This is a genomic window from Bacillus sp. FSL M8-0166, from assembly GCF_038008825.1.
GTDB classification, from domain to species: Bacteria; Bacillota; Bacilli; order Bacillales; family Bacillaceae; genus Bacillus; species Bacillus safensis.
Map to the genome: position 1 here is coordinate 388,265 of NZ_JBBOZZ010000001.1, position 20,760 is coordinate 409,024.

Annotated in this window: 22 protein-coding genes and 1 other annotated feature; of the genes, 17 read left to right on the top strand and 5 right to left on the bottom strand. The window is 42.5% G+C overall.

The genetic code is table 11. The annotated features are described in order from the left end of the window. The first annotated feature begins 10 nt into the window (after positions 1-10). The 4 genes from recD2 to NSS92_RS02165 all read left to right on the top strand — a co-directional run bounded on the left by recD2 (position 11) and on the right by NSS92_RS02165 (position 3,344). A complete protein-coding gene (gene recD2, locus NSS92_RS02150; protein WP_340866822.1) occupies positions 11-2,395 on the top strand; it encodes an SF1B family DNA helicase RecD2 in 2,385 nt (794 codons plus the stop codon). Positions 2,396-2,468: 73 nt separating this feature from the next. Beyond that, entirely contained in the window at positions 2,469-2,987 is a 519-nt protein-coding gene (locus NSS92_RS02155) for a PRC-barrel domain-containing protein (RefSeq protein ID WP_340866823.1), read from the top strand. 13 nt (positions 2,988-3,000) lie between these two features. After that, on the top strand, positions 3,001-3,192 hold the full coding sequence (locus NSS92_RS02160; RefSeq protein ID WP_003216308.1) for a hypothetical protein: 192 nt from the start codon (positions 3,001-3,003) through the stop codon (positions 3,190-3,192). 20 nt (positions 3,193-3,212) lie between these two features. Continuing rightward, positions 3,213-3,344 carry a YrzQ family protein gene (locus tag NSS92_RS02165; protein WP_003216198.1) on the top strand — a complete coding sequence of 44 codons (132 nt, stop codon included), beginning with the start codon at positions 3,213-3,215 and terminating at the stop codon, positions 3,342-3,344. 118 nt (positions 3,345-3,462) lie between these two features. Here NSS92_RS02165 and NSS92_RS02170 read toward each other — a convergent pair whose 3' ends face one another. From NSS92_RS02170 to NSS92_RS02185, 4 genes are all read right to left on the bottom strand, one after another. Further along, positions 3,463-4,113, bottom strand: coding sequence for an amino acid ABC transporter permease (locus NSS92_RS02170; protein WP_267587226.1), 651 nt, complete (start codon positions 4,111-4,113; stop codon positions 3,463-3,465). Between the two features lie 15 nt (positions 4,114-4,128). Further along, on the bottom strand, positions 4,129-4,782 hold the full coding sequence (locus NSS92_RS02175) for an amino acid ABC transporter permease (RefSeq protein ID WP_252056372.1): 654 nt from the start codon (positions 4,780-4,782) through the stop codon (positions 4,129-4,131). A gap of 77 nt (positions 4,783-4,859) precedes the next feature. Continuing rightward, the gene (locus NSS92_RS02180; protein WP_324290882.1) at positions 4,860-5,669 is read right to left on the bottom strand and encodes a transporter substrate-binding domain-containing protein; all 810 of its coding nucleotides are present in this window, start codon (positions 5,667-5,669) and stop codon (positions 4,860-4,862) included. A gap of 13 nt (positions 5,670-5,682) precedes the next feature. Then, the gene (locus tag NSS92_RS02185; protein ID WP_048238982.1) at positions 5,683-6,411 is read right to left on the bottom strand and encodes an amino acid ABC transporter ATP-binding protein; all 729 of its coding nucleotides are present in this window, start codon (positions 6,409-6,411) and stop codon (positions 5,683-5,685) included. Positions 6,412-6,641: 230 nt separating this feature from the next. On the opposite strand from NSS92_RS02185, the gene NSS92_RS02190 reads away from it, so the two are divergent. The 13 genes from NSS92_RS02190 to udk all read left to right on the top strand — a co-directional run bounded on the left by NSS92_RS02190 (position 6,642) and on the right by udk (position 19,890). Continuing rightward, on the top strand, positions 6,642-7,706 hold the full coding sequence (locus NSS92_RS02190) for an AI-2E family transporter (protein ID WP_267587227.1): 1,065 nt from the start codon (positions 6,642-6,644) through the stop codon (positions 7,704-7,706). A gap of 44 nt (positions 7,707-7,750) precedes the next feature. Then, positions 7,751-7,957, top strand: a binding site (T-box leader). Between the two features lie 80 nt (positions 7,958-8,037). Then, positions 8,038-10,674: an alanine--tRNA ligase gene (gene alaS, locus NSS92_RS02195; RefSeq protein ID WP_340866824.1), complete on the top strand. Its 2,637-nt coding sequence runs from the start codon at positions 8,038-8,040 to the stop codon at positions 10,672-10,674. Positions 10,675-10,763: 89 nt separating this feature from the next. Beyond that, positions 10,764-11,030, top strand: a complete 267-nt coding sequence (locus NSS92_RS02200; RefSeq protein ID WP_008358522.1) for an IreB family regulatory phosphoprotein — start codon at positions 10,764-10,766, stop codon at positions 11,028-11,030. Between the two features lie 3 nt (positions 11,031-11,033). After that, positions 11,034-11,450 (top strand): Holliday junction resolvase RuvX, encoded by a 417-nt coding sequence (gene ruvX, locus NSS92_RS02205; RefSeq protein ID WP_340866825.1) that lies wholly within the window; start codon positions 11,034-11,036, stop codon positions 11,448-11,450. 15 nt (positions 11,451-11,465) lie between these two features. Then, a complete protein-coding gene (locus NSS92_RS02210; RefSeq protein ID WP_024423112.1) occupies positions 11,466-11,747 on the top strand; it encodes a DUF1292 domain-containing protein in 282 nt (93 codons plus the stop codon). 151 nt (positions 11,748-11,898) lie between these two features. Beyond that, positions 11,899-12,468 (top strand): biotin transporter BioY, encoded by a 570-nt coding sequence (locus NSS92_RS02215; RefSeq protein WP_340866826.1) that lies wholly within the window; start codon positions 11,899-11,901, stop codon positions 12,466-12,468. Beyond that, entirely contained in the window at positions 12,468-13,925 is a 1,458-nt protein-coding gene (locus NSS92_RS02220) for an acyl-CoA synthetase (RefSeq protein WP_340869885.1), read from the top strand. Before NSS92_RS02215 ends, NSS92_RS02220 begins: the two co-directional genes overlap by 1 nt. Further along, complete coding sequence (locus tag NSS92_RS02225) at positions 13,913-15,001, top strand: acetyl-CoA C-acyltransferase (protein ID WP_340866827.1); 1,089 nt, start codon at positions 13,913-13,915, stop codon at positions 14,999-15,001. The genes NSS92_RS02220 and NSS92_RS02225 overlap by 13 nt, the downstream gene beginning before the upstream one ends. A 74-nt stretch (positions 15,002-15,075) precedes the next feature. Further along, complete coding sequence (gene mltG, locus NSS92_RS02230; RefSeq protein WP_039180252.1) at positions 15,076-16,158, top strand: endolytic transglycosylase MltG; 1,083 nt, start codon at positions 15,076-15,078, stop codon at positions 16,156-16,158. Between the two features lie 211 nt (positions 16,159-16,369). Next, the gene (locus tag NSS92_RS02235) at positions 16,370-17,035 is read left to right on the top strand and encodes an O-methyltransferase (protein ID WP_039180249.1); all 666 of its coding nucleotides are present in this window, start codon (positions 16,370-16,372) and stop codon (positions 17,033-17,035) included. Next, positions 17,032-17,961 (top strand): peptidase U32 family protein, encoded by a 930-nt coding sequence (locus NSS92_RS02240; RefSeq protein ID WP_111292104.1) that lies wholly within the window; start codon positions 17,032-17,034, stop codon positions 17,959-17,961. Before NSS92_RS02235 ends, NSS92_RS02240 begins: the two co-directional genes overlap by 4 nt. A 20-nt stretch (positions 17,962-17,981) precedes the next feature. Next, the gene (locus NSS92_RS02245; RefSeq protein WP_111292103.1) at positions 17,982-19,250 is read left to right on the top strand and encodes a peptidase U32 family protein; all 1,269 of its coding nucleotides are present in this window, start codon (positions 17,982-17,984) and stop codon (positions 19,248-19,250) included. Between the two features lie 7 nt (positions 19,251-19,257). Further along, positions 19,258-19,890, top strand: coding sequence for a uridine kinase (gene udk / locus NSS92_RS02250; RefSeq protein WP_024423106.1), 633 nt, complete (start codon positions 19,258-19,260; stop codon positions 19,888-19,890). A 52-nt stretch (positions 19,891-19,942) separates the two neighbouring features. Here udk and NSS92_RS02255 read toward each other — a convergent pair whose 3' ends face one another. Further along, positions 19,943-20,290 (bottom strand): Ig-like domain-containing protein, encoded by a 348-nt coding sequence (locus tag NSS92_RS02255; RefSeq protein ID WP_267587233.1) that lies wholly within the window; start codon positions 20,288-20,290, stop codon positions 19,943-19,945. Between the last annotated feature and the right edge of the window lie 470 nt (positions 20,291-20,760).

Sequence of the window (20,760 nt, forward strand, 5' to 3'; positions counted from 1 at the left end):
GGGAAGACCTGTGCAGGAACATCCAGATCAAATGAAGCTTGAGGACGAACCGTTTTTAAAGGGGATCATTCAAGCCGTTATTTTCCATAATGAAAGTAATTTATACTCGGTGTTAAAGGTGAAAGTCATTGAAACATCGGAAAACTTAGAGGAAAAAACAGCATCTGTCACAGGCTACTTCCCAGCACTTCATGAGGAGGAAACCTACACTTTCTATGGCAAAGTCACAAGCCATCCGAAATTTGGTGAACAGTTTCAGGCCACTCATTTTCAAAAGGAAGTGCCGACAACGAAGCAAGGAATCATTCATTATCTCTCAAGTGATTTATTTGAGGGGATAGGGAAAAAGACGGCTGAAGAAATCGTGGGGCAGCTTGGTAATCAGACGCTTCATAAAATTATGCGTGACCCAGCTGTTTTGTACGATGTTCCGCGCTTATCAAAAAAGAAGGCGGATAAGCTGGCCGCAGCGCTTCAGGAGCATCAAGGGCTGGAACAAATCATGATCAGCCTGAATCAATATGGCTTTGGTCCGCAGCTCAGCATGAAGATTTACCAAGTGTACGAGAGTGAAACGCTGCAGAAGATCGAGGAAAATCCCTATCAGCTTGTTAAGGATGTCGAGGGGATCGGATTTATTAAGGCGGATGAGCTTGGCGCTAGAACAGGCATCTCAGGAAATGACCCAGAACGGATTCGTGCCGCCTTGCTATATACAGTGGAGACAGCTAGTCTTCAGGACGGTCATACGTACATACAAACAAAAGATTTGATCGTCGAAACCCGCAAACTGCTCAACCAAACAGGCAATGATTACAAAGTGACTGAAATGGATGTCGCCAATCAGATCATTGCACTTGGCGAAGGAAAAGAAATGATCATTGAAGATGAGCGCTGCTATCATCCATCCTTATTTTATGCGGAGCAAAGTGTCGCCAAACGCATTCAAAAAATCGTCTCCCAAACAGAATATGCAGATCAATTTCCTGAATCAGAATTTCTGCTTGCACTTGGTGAATTGGAGGAGCGGTTAGGCGTCCAGTATGCACCGACACAAAAGGAAGCGATTCAAAAGGCACTCATGTCCCCGATGCTGCTTTTAACAGGCGGGCCTGGAACAGGGAAGACAACAGTCATTAAAGGGATTGTCGAGCTTTACAGTGATCTTCACGGTGTATCTCTTGATCCAAGTGATTATAAAAAAGATGAATCCTTCCCATTTGTGCTTGCGGCACCAACTGGACGAGCGGCTAAACGGATGACAGAATCAACAGGGCTTCCAGCTGTCACCATTCACCGTCTGCTAGGCTGGAACGGTTCGGAGGGCTTCTCTCATGATGAGGAACAGCCGATTGAAGGAAAGCTTGTCATCATTGATGAATCAAGTATGCTGGATATTTGGCTGGCGAATCATTTGTTTAAAGCGATTCCTGATCATATCCAAGTGATTATGGTAGGGGATGAACATCAGCTGCCATCTGTCGGACCAGGCCAAGTTTTACGGGATTTACTTGCCTCAAAAGCTGTGCCGGCTGTTACCCTGACAGATATTTACCGGCAGGCAGACGGCTCAACCATCGTTGAACTTGCACATGATATGAAAAATGGTGTGCTGCCAAAAGATATTACTGCACGATCAAAAGATCGGTCCTTCATTCAGTGTTCAGCCGATCAAATGAAAGAAGTCATTGAGAAAGTCGTCAGCAATGCTGCTCAAAAAGGGTTTTCGGCAAAGGACATTCAAGTGCTGGCACCGATGTATAAAGGAAAAGCAGGCATCAATGAGCTCAACAAAATGCTGCAGCACATTTTGAATCCTAAAAAACCAAAAGGCAGAGAAATCCCGTTTGGTGATGTGGTGTACCGGACAGGTGATAAGGTGCTTCAGCTTGTGAATCAGCCGGAGAACAACATTTTTAACGGCGATATCGGTGAAATTGTCTCGATTTTTTATGCAAAAGAAAATACAGAAAAAGAAGACATGGCCGTCATCTCCTTTGATGGAAATGAAATCACCTTTACAAAAAAAGATTTTCATCAATTTACCCATGCCTATTGCTGCTCCATTCACAAATCACAAGGAAGTGAATTCCCGATTGTTGTGCTGCCAGTCGTGAGGAGCTATTACCGAATGCTTCGGCGAAATCTTCTGTACACAGCCATTACACGAAGTAAAAAGTTTTTAATTTTGTGCGGCGAGGAATCAGCGCTGGAGTGGGGCGTGAAAAACAATGAGGATTCCCTCAGACAAACGTCCTTAACGATGCGGCTGGTGCAAACCGAACAAATCATGGATGCAGAACTTGAAGCGCTCCAAAAAGAGCTTCCGTTTAGCGTACATGACGCAAATATTGGCATGGAGGGAATCACTCCGTTTGATTTTATGCATGAGTAGAAGGCTTCCATATGGAAGCCTTTTAGCGTGAAAAGAACTTCTCCCATTCCGTTCATGGAAGCCATTTCTTCGTATGAGTCTTAAAGTAAACGCATACGATAAGACTGTTCCGCAAAAGGTGGTTGAGCACATTTTGAGAACATGCCGAGAACTTGAAGGAATGACGATCTATACAGATGAGCTGTCCCAATCGCTTGGTTCCATAAAAGATATTTGCTTTTTAGCCGGAGGCAGATGCGGAGGATATGTGTTAGAGGGGAAAAAGAAAGACTGTGCACTCATTCCATTCTCTGCTTTTGATCAGCTGACAGACAAAGGTTTATATGTGAGCTGCCAGGAGGGAATAGGCACGGATTCCTCTGCTCCATCCTTATTATTTTCGAAGTTAAAAAAGAAAATGATGCAGTCGCCTGATGGTGAAAATTTAGGTATTTTGGAAGATGTATACTTTTGCTCAAATTCGGGCACAATCGTAGCATATGAACTCTCGGACGGCTTCTTTACTGAGCTATCAGGGATTCGGAAACAGCTGCAAGCTGCCGGAACCTTGATGAACGTTCAAAAGGAAGCACTGGTTCTAAACCGAACGTAAAGAGGTGCTGATTATGCTCATTTGCCCAAATTGCAAATGTAAAGACATCGGAAAAATTGGGGTCAATCAATATTATTGCTGGGGCTGTTTTATTGAATTGACACTGTCAAAAGGCAAAATATCTACACACCAAGTGGAGGAAGACGGGACACTAAGCAGCTTAGATGATCTGTTTAGTGACGATGAACGTTCAATTCAACTATAAGTGTTAAGGGGGAATTTCGAATGGGCAAAATGACTTCTTCACTATTAACGCTTGGTGCAGGTGCACTCGCATATCACTTTGCAAGCCGATATGATATGCCATCAAAGCGGGATATGAAAAAGCTAAGAAAACGTGTTATGAGAATGATGTAAACAAAAAGGGCTAAAATGATTTTCATTTTAGCCCTTTGTTTTTTTCAGCGTGATAGCAGATCGGGACGCAGGGTTTGTCTATACGCTAAGGCAATCCGCCAAGAGCGGATGTTCTTTTTTATGCCTGCCTGTATTCTAATCGTCTTGCAAGAATGGATAAGCTGAAATTGACGACAAAATACATCATAGCTGCCAATAGGAAAATCGGCAGTAAATAGGATTGGCTTTGCCCGTTTAATATTTGTGCGTGATGTAATAATTCTGGAAGCGCAATGACTACGGCAAGTGACGTATCTTTCAAAAGAGATATGAATTGACTGACAATTGGCGGCACCATTCGGCGCAGTGCCTGCGGCATAATAATCATTTTTAATGTTTGAATATAGGTTAAACCAGATGACCTGGCTGCTTCGATCTGACCCTTATCAATTGATTTAAGACCGCTCCGAATAATTTCTGACAGCATCGCGGATTCAAACACGGTTAAAGCCGCAATAGCAGAGGCTGTGATACTCAGCTTGATGCCGATTTCAGGCAATGCAAAATACGTGAAAAAGATGATCAGTAAAAGCGGCAGGTTCCGAATGGTTTCTACAACAACCGCAAGCACCTTTGATAAAATCGGAATTTGAGCGAACCGCAATGTGCCAACGATTAATCCAATGATAAAGCTCAAAATGATGGAGATAAAAGCCACTTTTAAGGTGACAGCAAATCCTTCAAGTAAAAAGGCGAGATGATCAGGCTGGTAGGCACCTATAAAATCCATGATGTTTCCTCCTTTCTAGTGGCTTCTTGCTAATCTTCTTTCTAAATAACCAACACCTAGACTGAGCGGAATTGTTAATAGCAGATAGAACATCGCAACAAAGATGTAGACATCAAACGTCACAAATGTTCTAGACGCAATGAGGTCTCCCTGATACATGAGATCAAACCCTGCAATGACACCTAAAATAGAGGAGTTTTTGACAAGGTTAATAAATTGATTCCCAAGAGGGGGAATGACGATTTTAATCGCCTGCGGCAAAATGATATACCGCATTGTCCCGCCATATGACAGACCTGAAGCGCGGGCTGCTTCCATTTGTCCAAGCGGCACAGCTTGTATCCCTGCACGAATGGCTTCAGCAATAAAGGCAGAGGTATAAATGGCAAGAGCAATCGTACCAGCAGTAAAGCCATCTGCTACAATACCCAGCACGGGTAAACCAAAGAAGAAAACAAAGGTGATCAATAATAACGGAATATTCCGAATAAATTCCACGTAAGCCGTCCCTAACCAGTTGAGCGGCCTGAGTGGCGCAATTCTCATAATGGCAATGAGTGTACCGATCAAAAAGCTTCCAATCAGAGCAATGACACTTGCACCAATGGTATATTTAAAGCCTTCTAAATAAAGATGAAAGTTTTCAGTGAGAATGGAAAACCGCAGCAATCAGTTCACTTCCTTCCTGATCAACAGGGGAGCCATGGAGCGGCTCACCTGAGGCATCGATCTTAACGAATCAAACGTTATTCTTTGATCCATTTTTTAAGAATCTTGTCATACTCTCCATTGTCTTTTAACGTTTTTAAGGCTTTATTGATCGCATCTGTTAATTCTTGATCCCCTTTTTTCACAGCAATGCCATAAGGTTCATCGGTAAAAGTGCCGCCGACCACTTCGTAATTTGAATCCTCATCTGCCATACCAAATAAGATCGCATTATCAGTTGTCAGCACTTGCCCTTGGTTTGATTTTAAGGCTGTAAAAGCCTCCTGATAGTTCTCAAATTCTAATACGGATGCTTCAGGTGCTTTCTCGCGGATATTTTGAGAAGAAGTAGATCCTTTCACGGCCAGCACCTTTGTTCCTTTTTTAAGATCATCAATGGATTGAATGTCGCTTCCTTTTTTCACAAGCAGTGATTGTCCTGCTTCAAAGTAAACATCTGAGAAATTGACTTCTTTTTTACGCTCTTCTGTAATTGTCATGGTCGCAACAATCGCATGGATATCCCCTTTTTGAAGCAAAGGAATTCTTGTTTTAGATGTCACTTCCTTAAATTCTGCTTTTCCTTCATCGCCGAGTATTTCTTTTGCGATGGCTTTTGCAATGTCAATATCAAATCCTTCAATATCACCGCTGCTCGGATTTTTTAGACCGAATAGACGTGTGTCATTTTTTACACCGAAAATGATTTTTTTGTCTTTCTTAATGGCTTCTAAAGAACTTCCTTGTTTTGCATCAGTTGACCCTTTTTCAGTAGATCCACAAGCAGCCAAAGCGGCGATGCAGCAAGTCATAAAGAGCAGCAGGCCAAAGCGTTTCATTTTTTTCATCAAACCATTCCCCCTAGTGATTTAATATACGGCTTAAAAATAATTGAGCACGTTTCTCTTGCGGTTTTTCATAAAATGCAGCCGGTGTTGATTCTTCAAGAATTCTGCCTTCATCAATAAAAACAATGCGGTCGGCCACTTCGCGGGCAAAGCCCATCTCATGCGTGACGACAACCATGGTCATGCCTTCACGGGCCAGCTGCTTCATCACATCTAATACCTCGCCGATCATCTCTGGATCAAGTGCAGAAGTCGGTTCGTCAAAAAGCATCACCTCTGGCTTCATCGCAAGCCCTCTTGCAATGGCAACGCGCTGCTGCTGTCCGCCCGAGAGTCTTGAAGGATAGGTGTCTGCCTTTTCAGGAATGCCGACTTTATTTAAATAAAATTCAGCTGTTTCCTTTGCTTCTTCCTTGCTCACTTTTTTGACCTTCATCGGCGCAAGCATAATGTTTTCAAGCACCGTCTTATGCGGATAGAGGTGAAAATGCTGAAAGACCATTCCGATATTTTGTCTGACAAGATTGATGTTGGTCTTCGGATGCTGAACAGACACTTGGTTGACGAGAACTTTTCCCTCATCAATGCTTTCAAGACGATTGATACATCTGAGCATCGTGCTTTTTCCAGATCCTGAAGGACCGATGATCACAACAACCTCCCCTTTTTGAATATGTAGGTTAATGTCCTTAAGTACATGGAACTGGCCATAATGCTTGTTGACTTCTTCGAATGTGATCATGAAGAACCTCCTCTTGTGTTTCATTGGCTAAAGCTAAAGTGGATTCTAGCACAACTTGTGTAAAAAGAAGTAAATGATGGAATATTTTCTGACGAGATTTTACAGCAAACAGTGACTTTGGATGGAGCTGTATGTTTCATGTGTATTCATTTTTAACAAAGTTAGGACAAATTTTATTTACGTGGATAATTGCAGAAGATGGTTAAACAATAAGAAGAGAGGTGAAATAGGTGAAGAAACGTCCCATCCAATTTCTGATATATGCTGCAGGGGTCCTGCTTGTCCTTGCATCCTTGCTCATTTTACTGCAGCTCGACGAGTTATGGATGCCTATTTTTTTATTGCTGAAGGCGGTTCTGATTCCGCTTCTGATCGCCATTTTTATTTCTTATCTGCTTTATCCTATTGTGGAAAGACTGCATGCAAGAGGGCTGCCAAGAACAGTCAGCCTTTTATTGATCTATGTCCTGTTTTTTGGCGGGATTGGTTTTGCTGTTTATAAAGGAGCGCCTGTTATGATCGCACAGTTAAATGAGCTGTCAGAACAAATTCCTGTCATCGCTGAAACTTATAATGGCGCTTTATCACATATTCATCATCATACGAGCCACTGGCCTGACGGACTTCACGACCGCTTGGATCGCTTCATTGTTCAATCGGAGACATATGCAGCCAATAGCGCTGAGCGGATGATTCTTAGCTGTAAAGTTTTATTTGATTACGCTTTAGTCGCAGCACTCATTCCTTTTCTTGTTTTTTATATGGTAAAAGACATGAACACAATGAAGCGGGCGGCATGGTATTTAACGCCGCCATCATTTAGGAAGAGGGGGCATGCTTTTGTCAAAGCAGTGGATGAATCGCTTGGTGATTATATTCGAGGGCAGCTGCTTGTCTGTTCTTTAATAGGGGGGGCAGCAGCCATTGTGCTCTGGCTTTTTCATATCCCGTACCCGCTCGTCCTTGGCATGATGATAGGAGCAACGAACGTGATTCCGTATTTTGGACCGATTATTGGCGCAGTTCCTGCCGTCTTTATTGCGTTTACCATTTCGGTGAAATCGGTCATCATTGTGCTGATCACAGTAGCGGTGCTGCAATTTTTAGAGAGCAATGTCCTCAGCCCGATCATTGTTGGGCGAAGTCTTCATATGCATCCTGTCGTCATTATGCTTGTCTTGCTTGCTGGTGGAGAGTTATTTGGTTTAATAGGTATGATTTTAGCCGTACCAACTGCTGCTATTATTAGGGTGATCATTGTGCAATATATCCTGATGAGACGAAGCGTTCATTGACAAGACGAGCCGAGTTGTCTATAATAATTTCGATTCATACATATTGAAATTCAATGACGGACCCGAGTACGTTAAAAAGCTGTTGCAGAGAGAGGCTTTATTTGCTGAGAAAAGCCTTATCAGACCTTTAACGGAAGCTAGTCCCGAGTGCAGATAAACACTGCCGCTCTCTTCCGGCGTTATCGGATGTGAAGGTGATAGACATATTGTCTATAATCAGGGTGGTACCGCGAGAACATCTCGTCCCTGTGTAAGTCGTTTTGTGCTTGCATAGGGCGGGATGTTTTTGCGTTTGTGTGGAGATTGATGAATGAAAAGGGAGGATTTTTGAATGAAAACTTTAACTTCAGCTCAAGTACGTCAAATGTTTTTAGACTTTTTTAAAGAAAAAGGACATGCTGTAGAACCGAGTGCGTCACTTGTACCGCATGACGATCCGACACTTTTATGGATCAACAGTGGGGTGGCAACATTAAAAAAATACTTTGATGGCCGCGTCGTACCTGACAATCCGCGTATTTGCAACGCGCAAAAATCGATTCGTACGAATGATATTGAAAATGTAGGGAAGACAGCACGCCATCACACATTCTTTGAAATGCTTGGCAACTTCTCTATTGGTGACTATTTTAAAGAAGAGGCCATTGAATGGGCGTGGGAATTCCTCACAAGTGACGAATGGATTGGCTTTGATCCGAATTTGTTGTCTGTGACAGTCCACCCAGAGGACGAAGAAGCATATATCCTTTGGAGAGATAAAATCGGTGTGCCTGAAGAACGTATTATCCGTCTTGAAGGCAACTTCTGGGATATTGGCGAGGGCCCAAGCGGACCGAATACAGAAATTTTCTATGACCGCGGTGAATCATACGGTCACGATATGAACGATCCAGAATTATATCCAGGCGGGGAAAACGAGCGTTATCTAGAAGTATGGAATCTGGTGTTCTCTGAATTCAACCATAATCCAGATGGGTCATACACACCACTGCCGAAGAAAAACATTGATACAGGGATGGGTCTTGAACGAATGGTATCTGTCATTCAAAATGTGCCAACGAACTTTGATACAGACCTATTCATGCCAATTATTCGTGCAGTCGAAACCATTTCTGGAGAAAGCTATGGTTTGGCGAAGGAAAAAGATACAGCATTTAAAGTGATTGCTGACCATATCAGGACAGTTGCCTTTGCTGTAAGTGACGGAGCGCTTCCTTCCAATGAAGGCCGGGGATATGTATTAAGACGTTTGCTGCGCCGTGCTGTGCGTTATGCAAAAACGATCCATATCCATCGTCCGTTTATGTATGATCTGGTGCCAGTTGTTGCTGAGATCATGAAGGATTTCTACCCAGATGTACAAGCAAAAGAAGAATTTATTGCGAAAGTCATCAAAAACGAAGAAGAACGTTTCCACGAAACACTGAACGAAGGGTTAGCCATTTTGTCAGAAGTGATAAAAAAAGAAAGAGACAAAGGCAGCTCACAAATTTCAGGTGAAGATGTATTTAAGCTGTATGACACATATGGATTCCCTGTCGAGCTGACAGAAGAATACGCAGAAGATGAGAACATGACAGTTGATCGAGAAGGCTTCCAAGCGGAAATGGAGAAGCAGCGTGAACGGGCAAGAAATGCGAGACAAGATGTCGGCAGTATGCAGGTTCAAGGCGGCGCTTTAGGCGATATTAAAGTGGAAAGTACCTTTGTTGGCTACGAAAATTTAACTGCGGAAACTCGCATTATCGAATTGCTTCAAAACGGAGAAATTGTCTCGGAAGCACATGAAGGAGACACGGTGCAAATCTTGTTAGATGAAACACCTTTCTATGCGGAAAGCGGCGGACAAGTGGCTGATAAAGGGACACTAAAAAGTGCAGAAGCCATCATTGAGATCAAAGACGTGAAAAAAGCGCCAAACGGTCAGCATGTCCATGAAGGAGTCGTCATAAGCGGTATGGCTCAAAAAGGTCTCGAAGTCACTGCAGAAGTGGAATCAGCTCTTCGAAAAGGCATTGTGAAAAACCATACAGCGACACACCTTCTGCATCAGGCGCTAAAAGATGTATTAGGCAGCCATGTGAACCAAGCAGGGTCATTGGTGAATGAAAACAGACTTCGCTTTGATTTCTCTCACTTTGGACAAGTGACGAAAGAAGAATTGTCTCAAATTGAAAAAATCGTGAACGAAAAGATTTGGGAAGGTATTTCTGTTGCTATTGATCTAAAACCAATTGCTGAAGCAAAAGAAATGGGTGCTATGGCGCTCTTCGGCGAGAAGTATGGCGATATTGTCCGTGTTGTCCAAGTGGGCGATTACAGCATCGAGCTATGCGGCGGCTGTCACGTGCAAAACACTGCGGAAATCGGTTTGTTTAAAATTGCTTCTGAGTCGGGTATTGGTGCTGGAACACGCCGTATTGAAGCTGTGACTGGTAAAGGTGCCTATGAAGAATTAAATGACCAGCTGGCGATTTTAGAGCAGGCAGCAAGTGAGCTGAAGTCAAATACGAAGGACGTCCCAAAACGGATTGCATCATTACAGGCAGATTTAAAAGAGGTTCAAAGAGAAAACGAATCTCTTCTTGCGAAATTAAGCCAAGCAGAAGCAGGCTCTATTTTAGAGAAAGTGACAGAAGTTGGCGGAGTGAAAGTATTAACTGAAAAAGTAAATGCTAAAGACATGAACCATTTAAGAACAATGGTTGATGACTTGAAAGCTAAATTAGGATCAGCTGTCATCGTCCTAGGAGCCGTTCAAAACGGAAAAGTAAACATTTCAGCAGGAGTGACAAAAGACGTGATCGAAAAAGGTCTGCATGCAGGGAAGCTTGTAAAGCAGGCAGCTGAAATCTGCGGCGGAGGCGGAGGCGGACGTCCAGACATGGCACAAGCAGGCGGAAAACAACCAGAAAAACTTGAAGAAGCACTGGCAACTGTCGAAGAATCTGTCAAATCCGTTTTATAATCAGGCGATGTAGTGTAGAATAATGGTATTAGATGAGCGGTTAGAAAAAAGCTTGCTAGTAGAATGTTGGAAGAGAGGTGCAAGAAGCAGTGAGTTCATTTGATAAGACAATGAAGTTTAACTTCTCTGATGATTCAGCTGAAACCAATGTGAATGAAGTGCTCATTACAGTTCATGACGCACTACAAGAAAAAGGATACAACCCGATCAATCAAATTGTCGGATACTTGCTGTCAGGCGACCCTGCTTATATTCCAAGACATCAGGATGCACGCAACCTAATTCGTAAACTAGAACGAGACGAATTAATTGAGGAATTGGTTAAATCGTACTTAGAGACACATAAAGAGGCGTAAAACATGAGAATTTTGGGCTTAGATTTAGGCACGAAAACCCTTGGTGTTGCGATCAGTGATGAAATGGGATGGACAGCGCAAGGGATTGAAACGATTAAAATTGATGAAGCAGGCGGAGACTTTGGTCTCAGCCGCCTGTCTGAGATCATTGCAGAATATGGAGCGGATAAAATTGTACTTGGCTTTCCAAAAAATATGAACGGCACGGTCGGTCCAAGAGGCGAAGCCAGCCAATCATTTGCGAAAGTGTTAGAAAACACGTACAATGTTCCTGTTGTGCTTTGGGACGAGCGTATGTCAACAATGGCAGCGGAAAAAATGCTCATCTCTGCAGATGTGAGCAGACAAAAGCGTAAAAAAGTCATTGATAAAATGGCGGCTGTCATGATCCTGCAAGGATATTTAGACAGCTTAAATTAAAATGAGGTGAATCAAATGGAACACGGAGAAAAGCAAATTACAATCGTTGATGATAATGGAAATGAACAGCTTTGCGAAGTACTATTTACTTTTGAAAGCGATCATTTTAACAAATCATATGTTCTTTACTACCCAATTTCTGAGCAAGACAATGAGGAAATTGAAATTCATGCATCAAGCTTCACACCGAACGAAGACGGTGAAGATGGCGAGCTAGAGCCGATTGAAACGGATGAAGAGTGGGACATGATTGAAGAAACGTTAAATACGTTCTTAGATCAAGAAGACGAAGAATAGAACGAATAAAAGGCCTGTGAACGGATCTTCATGATCTTTCTTCACAGGTCTTTTTTTACGGCTATTATGTTAACTTAATTTCGTTTTATGTTGACATAATGAACTGTACCTTTTACTCTGTTTTTAACAATAAATTGAGTGAGGGGTATGTATGTTGAAAATTCAAGATATGATGCAAATAGCGTTAATGACAGCAGTCATCGGGATGTTGGGATTGATCCCGCCGATTTTACTTACATTTACACCTGTACCGATTACATTGCAAACCGCAGGTCTTTTGCTTGCTGGAGGGCTGTTAAAGCCAAAACAAGCACTGATCAGTTTATGTCTTTTTCTTTTGGTTGTGGCAGCAGGCGCACCTCTTTTATCAGGTGGGAGAGGCGGAATTGGGGTCTTTTTTGGGCCAAGCGGTGGCTTTCTACTTGCTTATCCAGTTGCTGCCTTCATGATCAGCCTATGGGTGAACCGGCTGAAAAAAGTAACCGCACTGCGTCTTTTTGTGATCTATGCGGTTTGCAGTATTGTGATTTTATATTTATGCGGCATTCCTTTTCAAGCCATGATGATGCATATTAAGGTCTCGCAGGCAGCTTTTTTTAGTTTGATTTATCTTCCAGGTGATTTCATCAAAGCGGGCATGTGTGCTGTCTTTACGGTCAAAATCATTCAGGCCATGTCATATCGAAAAAGGGATCTGCACAAAGGGAGGCGTGCAGTTTGATCAGAATAACGGAAAGCTATGCAGTACATGCAGAAATGAAACCAGATCAGATTGCCATCATAGATGAGCAAGAAAGCATTACATATCAAGATTGGTATGAACGTGTGCAGAGATCGGCACAGTGGTTACAAGGAACGGCTCATCAGCAAAAAAGAATCGCTTTTTTATTATCAAATGGCGCTTCTTTCTTGCAAATATTTGCGGGCGCTGCTTGTGCAGGCTGGACAGCCGTTCCGCTTGATCCGAGATGGAGTCATGAGGAATGTGTAGAAAAGCTCTTGTTAAGTGAGGCAGACCTCGCCATTATAGAGGATCGATATATGAAAAGATTTGAACAGGGCAGTGTGGACATGCCGCTTCTTTCTTTATCTGAATGGAAGGAAAGAATGAACCTTTTCACAGACAGTCCATGCAGCAAATGTGATGAAAAGGACCCTGTCTTTTATATGGGATTTACGTCAGGATCAACGGGCTCACCGAAAGCCTTTATTAGGCGTCAGCAGTCATGGATCGAGAGCTTTCGAATGACCGCCGCTTCATTTGGAATCACTCATCAAGATCATGTTCTCATATTAGGTACACTTTTATCCTCTCACTTTTTATATGGTGCCATCAGTACATTATACTTTGGCGGCACAGTGACGCTTTTAGAAAAATTTGTGCCAGGAAAAGCAAAGAAAGCCTTAGAGACAGGTGATATCACCGTTATGTATACTGTCCCAACAATGACAGAAACGTTACTGCAAATCGATGCTTTTGGAGGAGACAATCCGCTTCTTGTCATGTCATCGGGAGCAGATTGGAGCATCTCTTCAAAAGAACAGCTCGTCACCAACTATCCACATGTCACTTTTTTTGATTTTTATGGCACATCAGAGTTGAGTTTTGTCTCTTATTTGTCTTCAAATGATTTTCTACAAAAACCTTCTTCTGTTGGACGGCCTTTCTCCTCCATTCAAGTAGAAGTAAGGCGGCCCGATCAATCTGTCTGTCAGCCAAATGAAACAGGGAGAATTTATGTAAAGAGCCCAATGACTTTTTCAGGCTACTTACATGGAGAGAAACCGCCGCAGGAGTGGTTGACAGTTTACGACATGGGCTGGCTGGATGAAGACGGTTATCTGTATATGAGCGGCCGTGAGAATGGCATGATTGTTTATGGGGGACTGAATATTTTTCCTGAGGAAATTGAGCGCGTGCTAAATGAACAGCCAGAGGTGAAGCGGTCGGTTGTGGTTGGCGTTCCTGACCCATATTGGGGTGAAATCCCTGTTGCCATACTGGAGCAAGTGCTGCAAATAAAGGCGGTTCGACAAGCTGTCAAAGAAAAGCTTGCAGCCTACAAGGTACCAAAAAAATGGCTTGTGATTGATCAAATGATTGCAACATCCGGCGGAAAAATAGCCCGCGTGAGCATGAAAAAGTGGGCGGAGGAGCAATTGTCATGCAAGCAGTGATCGTACAAGCAAAACGAACACCCTTCGGTGACAAAAACGGGATGCTGAAGGATTATCGCCCAGAACAATTAGCCGCTCCCCTTATTCGGCATTTGTCTCAGATGAGGACGCCGGATGACGTCATATTAGGCAACGTCGTCGGAGGCGGTGGAAATATGGCCCGTCTGTCCTCATTAGAAGCAGGTCTTCCTTTACATGTTCCCGGTATGACGATTGACAGGCAGTGTGCCTCTGGTCTTGAAGCGATCAGAACAGCTTGCATCATGGTTCAATCAGGGGAGGGCTCAATGTATATCGCTGGCGGGACAGAGAGCATTTCCAGATCACCAATGAAAGAAAGAGCCCGCTTTTCACCGGAGTGGATAGGAGATCCGCATATGGGAGAAGCAGCTGAGCTGACCGCGTCGACATTTTCTGTCACGAGAAAAGAACAAGATGACTATGCCCTTTTAAGCTGGGAAAGAAGTTTAGCAGCATTTAAACATGGTACATATTCAGAAGAAATCGTTTCGATTGACGGTATGAGCATAGATGAAGCGGCTGCTAAAATAAGACCGATGGCAAAGCTGATCAAGCGGGCAAAACCTGTATTTTTGCCGGGAAAAGGAACTGTGACCGCTGCCAATAGCTGTAAGAAAGCAGACGGAGCAGCTGCTGTCGCTGTGATGGAAAGATCGCTAGCGGAAGCGAGTGAATGTAAGGCGATGTTACGGTATGTCGGAAGTGTTGTGACAGCGATACATCCTCATTTTCCAGCTGCTTCACCAATTGATGCGATCAAGAAGCTTTTGAATCAAGAGAACCTAAAGGCAGAAGAAGTGGCGTTATTTGAAATCAATGAAGCGTTTGCGCTGAAGCCAGCACTTATTGCCCGGACGCTGGGTATACCATTTGACCGGATCAATAGAAGAGGCGGTGCACTTTGCCTTGGGCATCCATACAGCGCGTCAGGAGCTGCTATAATGGTGAGATTATTTTATGAAGCGCGCGCCTTACCGAATGGAAGCTATGTCATGGCTGCTATTGGAAGTGGTGGCGGCATTGGTTTAGCCGTGTTATGTCAAGTTCTGTCATGAGGATGCATAAGCAAGTAATTGCCGAACTCCGTCGAATCATGTACTATAAAAGCTAGATGTGAGGAGGGCCATGCATGTTTTCAGAACAAAAGAAACGACCATTCTTCAAAAGAAAAATGGGGATCGTCCTGTTATCTGTCCTTGCTGTTATCATCATTGCAGCATTATCAGGCTTTTTATATGTTAAATCAGCACTCGGACCGGTCGATCAAAAAAGTAAACAAACCATTAATATTCATATTCCAAATGGGACATCTGTCCGCGAAATTGCGGGCATTTTAAAAGAAAATGGGCTCATTTCGAATGACACGATTTTTACTTATTATGCAAAATATAAAAACGCGTCCGGCTTTAAAGCGGGATATTTTCATTTAAAACAAACAATGGACGCAGACACGCTGATCAAAAAGCTGACATCTGGCGGGACAGATTACGCCTTTCAGCTCGTGATTCCAGAGGGAAGACAGCTATCTGATATTGCAGCCATTATTGCAAATCAAACGAATTTTTCAGCGAAGGAAGTTGAAGCGAAGCTGGATGATCCTGCTTTTATTCAAACGTTAATGAAAAAATATCCGAAAACCGTGACATCACAGGTGAATGGAAAACAGGTGAAACATCCGTTGGAGGGTTATTTATTCCCTGCTACGTATCCATTTTATCGTGAGGATGAATCGCTCGAAACGATCATTGAAACGATGATTAAACAAACAGATCAATACGTGAAAACGTATGAAAAAGACATGAAAAAGAGAAACATGTCCATACATGATGTGTTAACGATGGCATCACTGATTGAAATGGAAGCAACAGAAAAGACAGATCGGGCAAAAATCTCAAGTGTATTCTATAACCGGTTGAAAAAGGACATGCCGCTTCAAACTGACCCAACCGTTCTTTATGCACTTGGTGAGCATAAATCCCGCGTTTATTACAAAGACCTAAAAGTGAAATCTCCTTATAACACGTATAACAACAAAGGGCTGCCGCCTGGACCTATTGCAAATGCTGGTGAATCCTCTTGGAAAGCCGCTCTGCATCCAGAGAAGACGGATTACGTTTACTTCCTTGCGAAGAAAAATGGCGAAGTCGTATTTACGAAAACGTTAAATGAGCATAATAAAGCAAAAGCAAAATACATCACAGGCAGCAATTAACGTACAAGTGAATCGAAAAAGACTGTAGACAATACGAGATTGCCTGCAGTTTTTTTCGTTGGAATATCCATTTTATAGGTTCGCAATTGCCACTTCTTTGTGGTAAAATATATCGGGTTGTTTTTACTTAGATGAACGAAAGATTGACGAGAAAGAGAGCTGCAATAGGCAGGACTCTTCTTTTTCAGGTCATGAAGGAGCTAGACAGATAATGACTATCGAAGATGATCGAATAAATGATTATATTGAACATTTAATTCACCCAAGTCCTGATGCAATCGCTCAATTAGAGATATATGCAAAAGAGCATCATGTGCCAATTATGGAAAAGGTGAGCATCGAGCTTTTATTGCAGCTGCTTTCGATGAAAAAGCCGAAGAAAATTCTTGAGGTCGGGACAGCGATTGGCTATTCCGCCATTCGAATGGCAACAGCTCTGCCAGATGCTGAGATTTATACGATTGAGCGCAATGCAAAGCGCTATGAAGAAGCGACGCGGAACATTGAGGAATTAAAGTTAAAAGAAAGAATACACGTGTTTTTTGGTGATGCGATGGAATCGGCTAAAACGGTCCAAACGATGGCGCCCTATGACGTGATTTTTATTGATGCTGCAAAAGGGCAGTACAAGCGTTTTTTTGAGCTGTTTGAACCGATGCTCGCTCATGACGGAATGATCATTACAGACAATGTATTATTCAAAGGCTTAGTGGCGACAAATTATGAAGAAGAAATTGAAGATAAACGAAAAAAACAATTAATTGGAAAAATTGATCGATACAATCAATGGCTCATGTCAAACCCTGATTTCCAAACGTGCATTATCCCAGTTGGAGACGGGATCGCCATTAGTACAAAAAGAGGTGACCAATCATGAAGAAACCAGAATTGCTTGTGACGCCAAGCAGCGTGTCAGATGTACTGCCATTAATTGAGGCAGGGGCTGATGCATTCTTAATAGGCGAACAAACATACGGTATTCGTCTTGCAGGTGAGTTTTCAAGAGAAGATGTGAAACAAACGGTAGAGCTTGCACATGCCCATCACAAAAAAGTGTATGTGGCGATGAATGCGATTTTTCATAATGACCGCGTGCAGCTGCTTGGAGATTATTTAACCTTTCTCGATTCATTAAGCGTGGACGGCGTCGTCTTTGGAGACCCAGCCGTGATCATGGCGGCAAAGGAAACAGGGGTGAACCTGAATCTTCACTGGAGTACAGAAACGACTGGGACCAACTATTACACTTGTAACTACTGGGGCAGAAAAGGCGCATCGCGTGCTGTTCTTGCTAAAGAGCTGAACATGGACAGTGTGATCGACATCAAAGAAAATGCTGAAGTGGAGATTGAAATTCAAGTCCATGGCATGACGTGTATGTTTCAATCGAAACGTACGCTCATCGGCAACTACTTTGAATACCAGGGCAAGCAAATGGACGTCGAAGGCAGAAATATGGAGGAAGGGCTATTCCTGCATGACCAAGAGCGTCAAAACAAATACCCTATTTTCGAGGATGCAAACGGGACACATATTATGAGTCCAAATGATGTATGTATGATTGACGAATTAGAAGAGTTTGTCGACGCAGGCATTGACTCATTTAAAATTGACGGAATTTTAAAGTCACTTTCTTATATGACAGAGGTGACATCACTTTATAGAAAAGCAATTGATTTACTAACGACTGACAAAGACGCGTATGAAGATCAGAAAGAAGACTGGGTGAAGCGGATTGAAGAGATTCAGCCAGTGAATCGTTCGATTGATACAGGATTCTTCTTTAAAGAAACGGTTTATTAATATAAGAGGAGGCAGAGGAAATGGCATTATTGAAAGATGGTATTTCTGAAATGATTGATGGGAAACGTGTCATTACAAAAAAACCAGAACTGCTTGCACCCGCAGGAAACTTGGAAAAGCTGAAAATTGCTGTACATTACGGAGCTGATGCTGTCTTTATTGGCGGGAAAGAATTTGGACTTCGCTCAAATGCCGATAACTTTTCAATTGAAGAAATGGCAGAAGGCGTCGCTTTTGCAAACAAATATGGCGCACGCATTTATGTGACAACGAATATCTTTGCCCACAATGAAAACATGGACGGGCTGGAGGAATACCTTCAAGGGATTGAAGGTGCTGGAGTTGCAGGCATTATCGTAGCTGATCCACTGATCATTGAAACATGTAAACGTGTTGCACCGAAGCTTGAAGTCCATTTAAGCACACAGCAATCTCTTTCAAATTGGAAAGCTGTTCAATTTTGGAAGGAAGAAGGGCTTGAGCGTGTGGTGCTCGCACGTGAAACAAGTGCGCTAGAAATTAGAGAAATGAAAGAAAAGGTCGATATTGAAATCGAAACATTCATTCACGGTGCGATGTGTATCGCATACTCTGGCCGCTGCGTGCTCAGTAACCATATGACAGCAAGAGATTCTAACCGCGGAGGCTGCTGCCAGTCCTGCCGCTGGGATTATGATCTTTATAAACTAGAAGGTTCTGAGGAAGCGCCATTATTTGGTGAGGAAGATGCGCCATTTGCAATGAGTCCAAAAGATTTGAAGCTTGTTGAATCCATTCCGCAAATGATCGAAATGGGAATTGACAGCTTAAAAATCGAAGGACGGATGAAATCCATTCATTATGTTGCCACCGTTGTAAGTGTGTATCGTAAAGTCATTGATGCGTATTGTGCTGATCCAGACAATTTTGTCATTCAGCAGGAATGGTTAGATGAATTAGATAAATGCGCAAACCGAGACACAGCACCAGCCTTTTTCGAAGGCGTACCAGGAACAGATGAACAAATGTTTGGCATTCATGGAAAGAAAACGACATTTGATTTTGCAGGTCTTGTTCTTCATTATGATGAGAAAGAACAAATCGTGACATTGCAGCAGCGTAACTTCTTTAAAACAGGCGACGAAGTCGAATTCTTCGGACCAGAAATTGAGAATTTCACATGCAAAATTGAAACGATTTGGGATGAAAAAGGAAATGAACTAGATGCCGCTCGTCATCCGCTGCAAATCGTCAAATTCAAGCTTGATCAAAAAGTATACCCTAGCAACATGATGAGAAAGGGGAAATAACAGCCACATGAGGAGTAAACCAGTTGTCATTGGTATTGCTGGCGGCTCGGGTTCAGGTAAAACGAGCGTCACCAATTCAATCTATGAAAAATTTAAAGGACATTCCATCCTCATGCTTCAGCAAGATTTATATTACAAAAATCAAAGTCATATGCCATTTGAAGAGCGCCTGCTCACGAACTATGATCATCCGCTTGCATTCGACAATGACCTGATGTTTGAGCATTTGGAACAGCTCTTAAGGTACGAATCCATTGAAAAACCAATATATGATTTTAAGCTGAACACACGTTCAGAAGAGACGGTTCATGTTGAGCCGAAGGATGTCATTATCGTTGAAGGTATCTTTGCGCTCGAAGACGAACGTTTGAGAGACTTAATGGATATTAAACTGTATGTTGATACAGATGCAGACCTTCGCATCATCCGCCGCATTTTACGCGATACGAAGGAAAGAGGCCGGTCGATCGACTCTGTGATTGAACAATATGTATCTGTTGTCAGACCGATGCATAATCAATTCATTGAACCGACAAAGCGATACGCCGATATTATCATCCCAGAAGGCGGTCAAAACCATGTGGCGATAGACCTCATGGTGACAAAAATTCAAACGATTCTTCAAAACCGAGCAGAGTAATAGGTGGAGAAGAAAAAGACCTTTACATTGTAAAGGTCTTTTCAGCATCATATTACCAAACTCTCACAAAAACTTGTCCTAAGACAGACGTTCCTTTATAAAGAGTGATAGTGGCATCGCCACGTGAATGAGCGGTCACTAGCCCACTAGAGCTAACAGAAGCAACACTCTGGTTATCTGTCCAATAACGTGTTGCTGCAGCATTATAGACTGTGCGCTCCTCACCAACTCTCATAGGTAAATCGTAATTTTGAATCGAAATCACATCTAAAGTTTGAAATCCAGAAGGGAAGCTATTGACTGTGAAATCCGCTGTTTCTTTGGCCGAAGCCATGCCCATTAGTGAAAAAGATAATGTAGAGATGGATAGAACAGAAACAATTGTTTTCTTCATGTTCATTTAAAACACTCCCTAGCATGTATTTGGTCTTGCATTGATAGAATTCAACAAAAACCAAATATTTCCTTGTTAATATTTGTTAATAACGTGTGAACATTTATTAAAGTAGCATTCTCAGAAAGAATCTTGAGGGTTTGATATGATAATAAAACAATGAAGAAAAGAAGAGGTGGAGAAATCACTACCACATAGCGAAAGAATGAAGTTGAAAAAGTATATTAAAAAAACGACAAACAAATCATCACAAATTTTCAAACAATTCTTGATCAAAAAGCAATTTTGTAATAATATAGCATAGACATATCGTACACTGACCATATTATGTATTGGAAGATGGAGAATGGATAAGCTATTCTTCTACATATGATCGAAATGGCCGAACGAGGTACAGGAGCTTCCTGTGCCTTTCCACAGTTTGTGCGATTTTAGACCGCTGCGAGTGGTCCTGTCTAATAAAAGGCATAATAGTT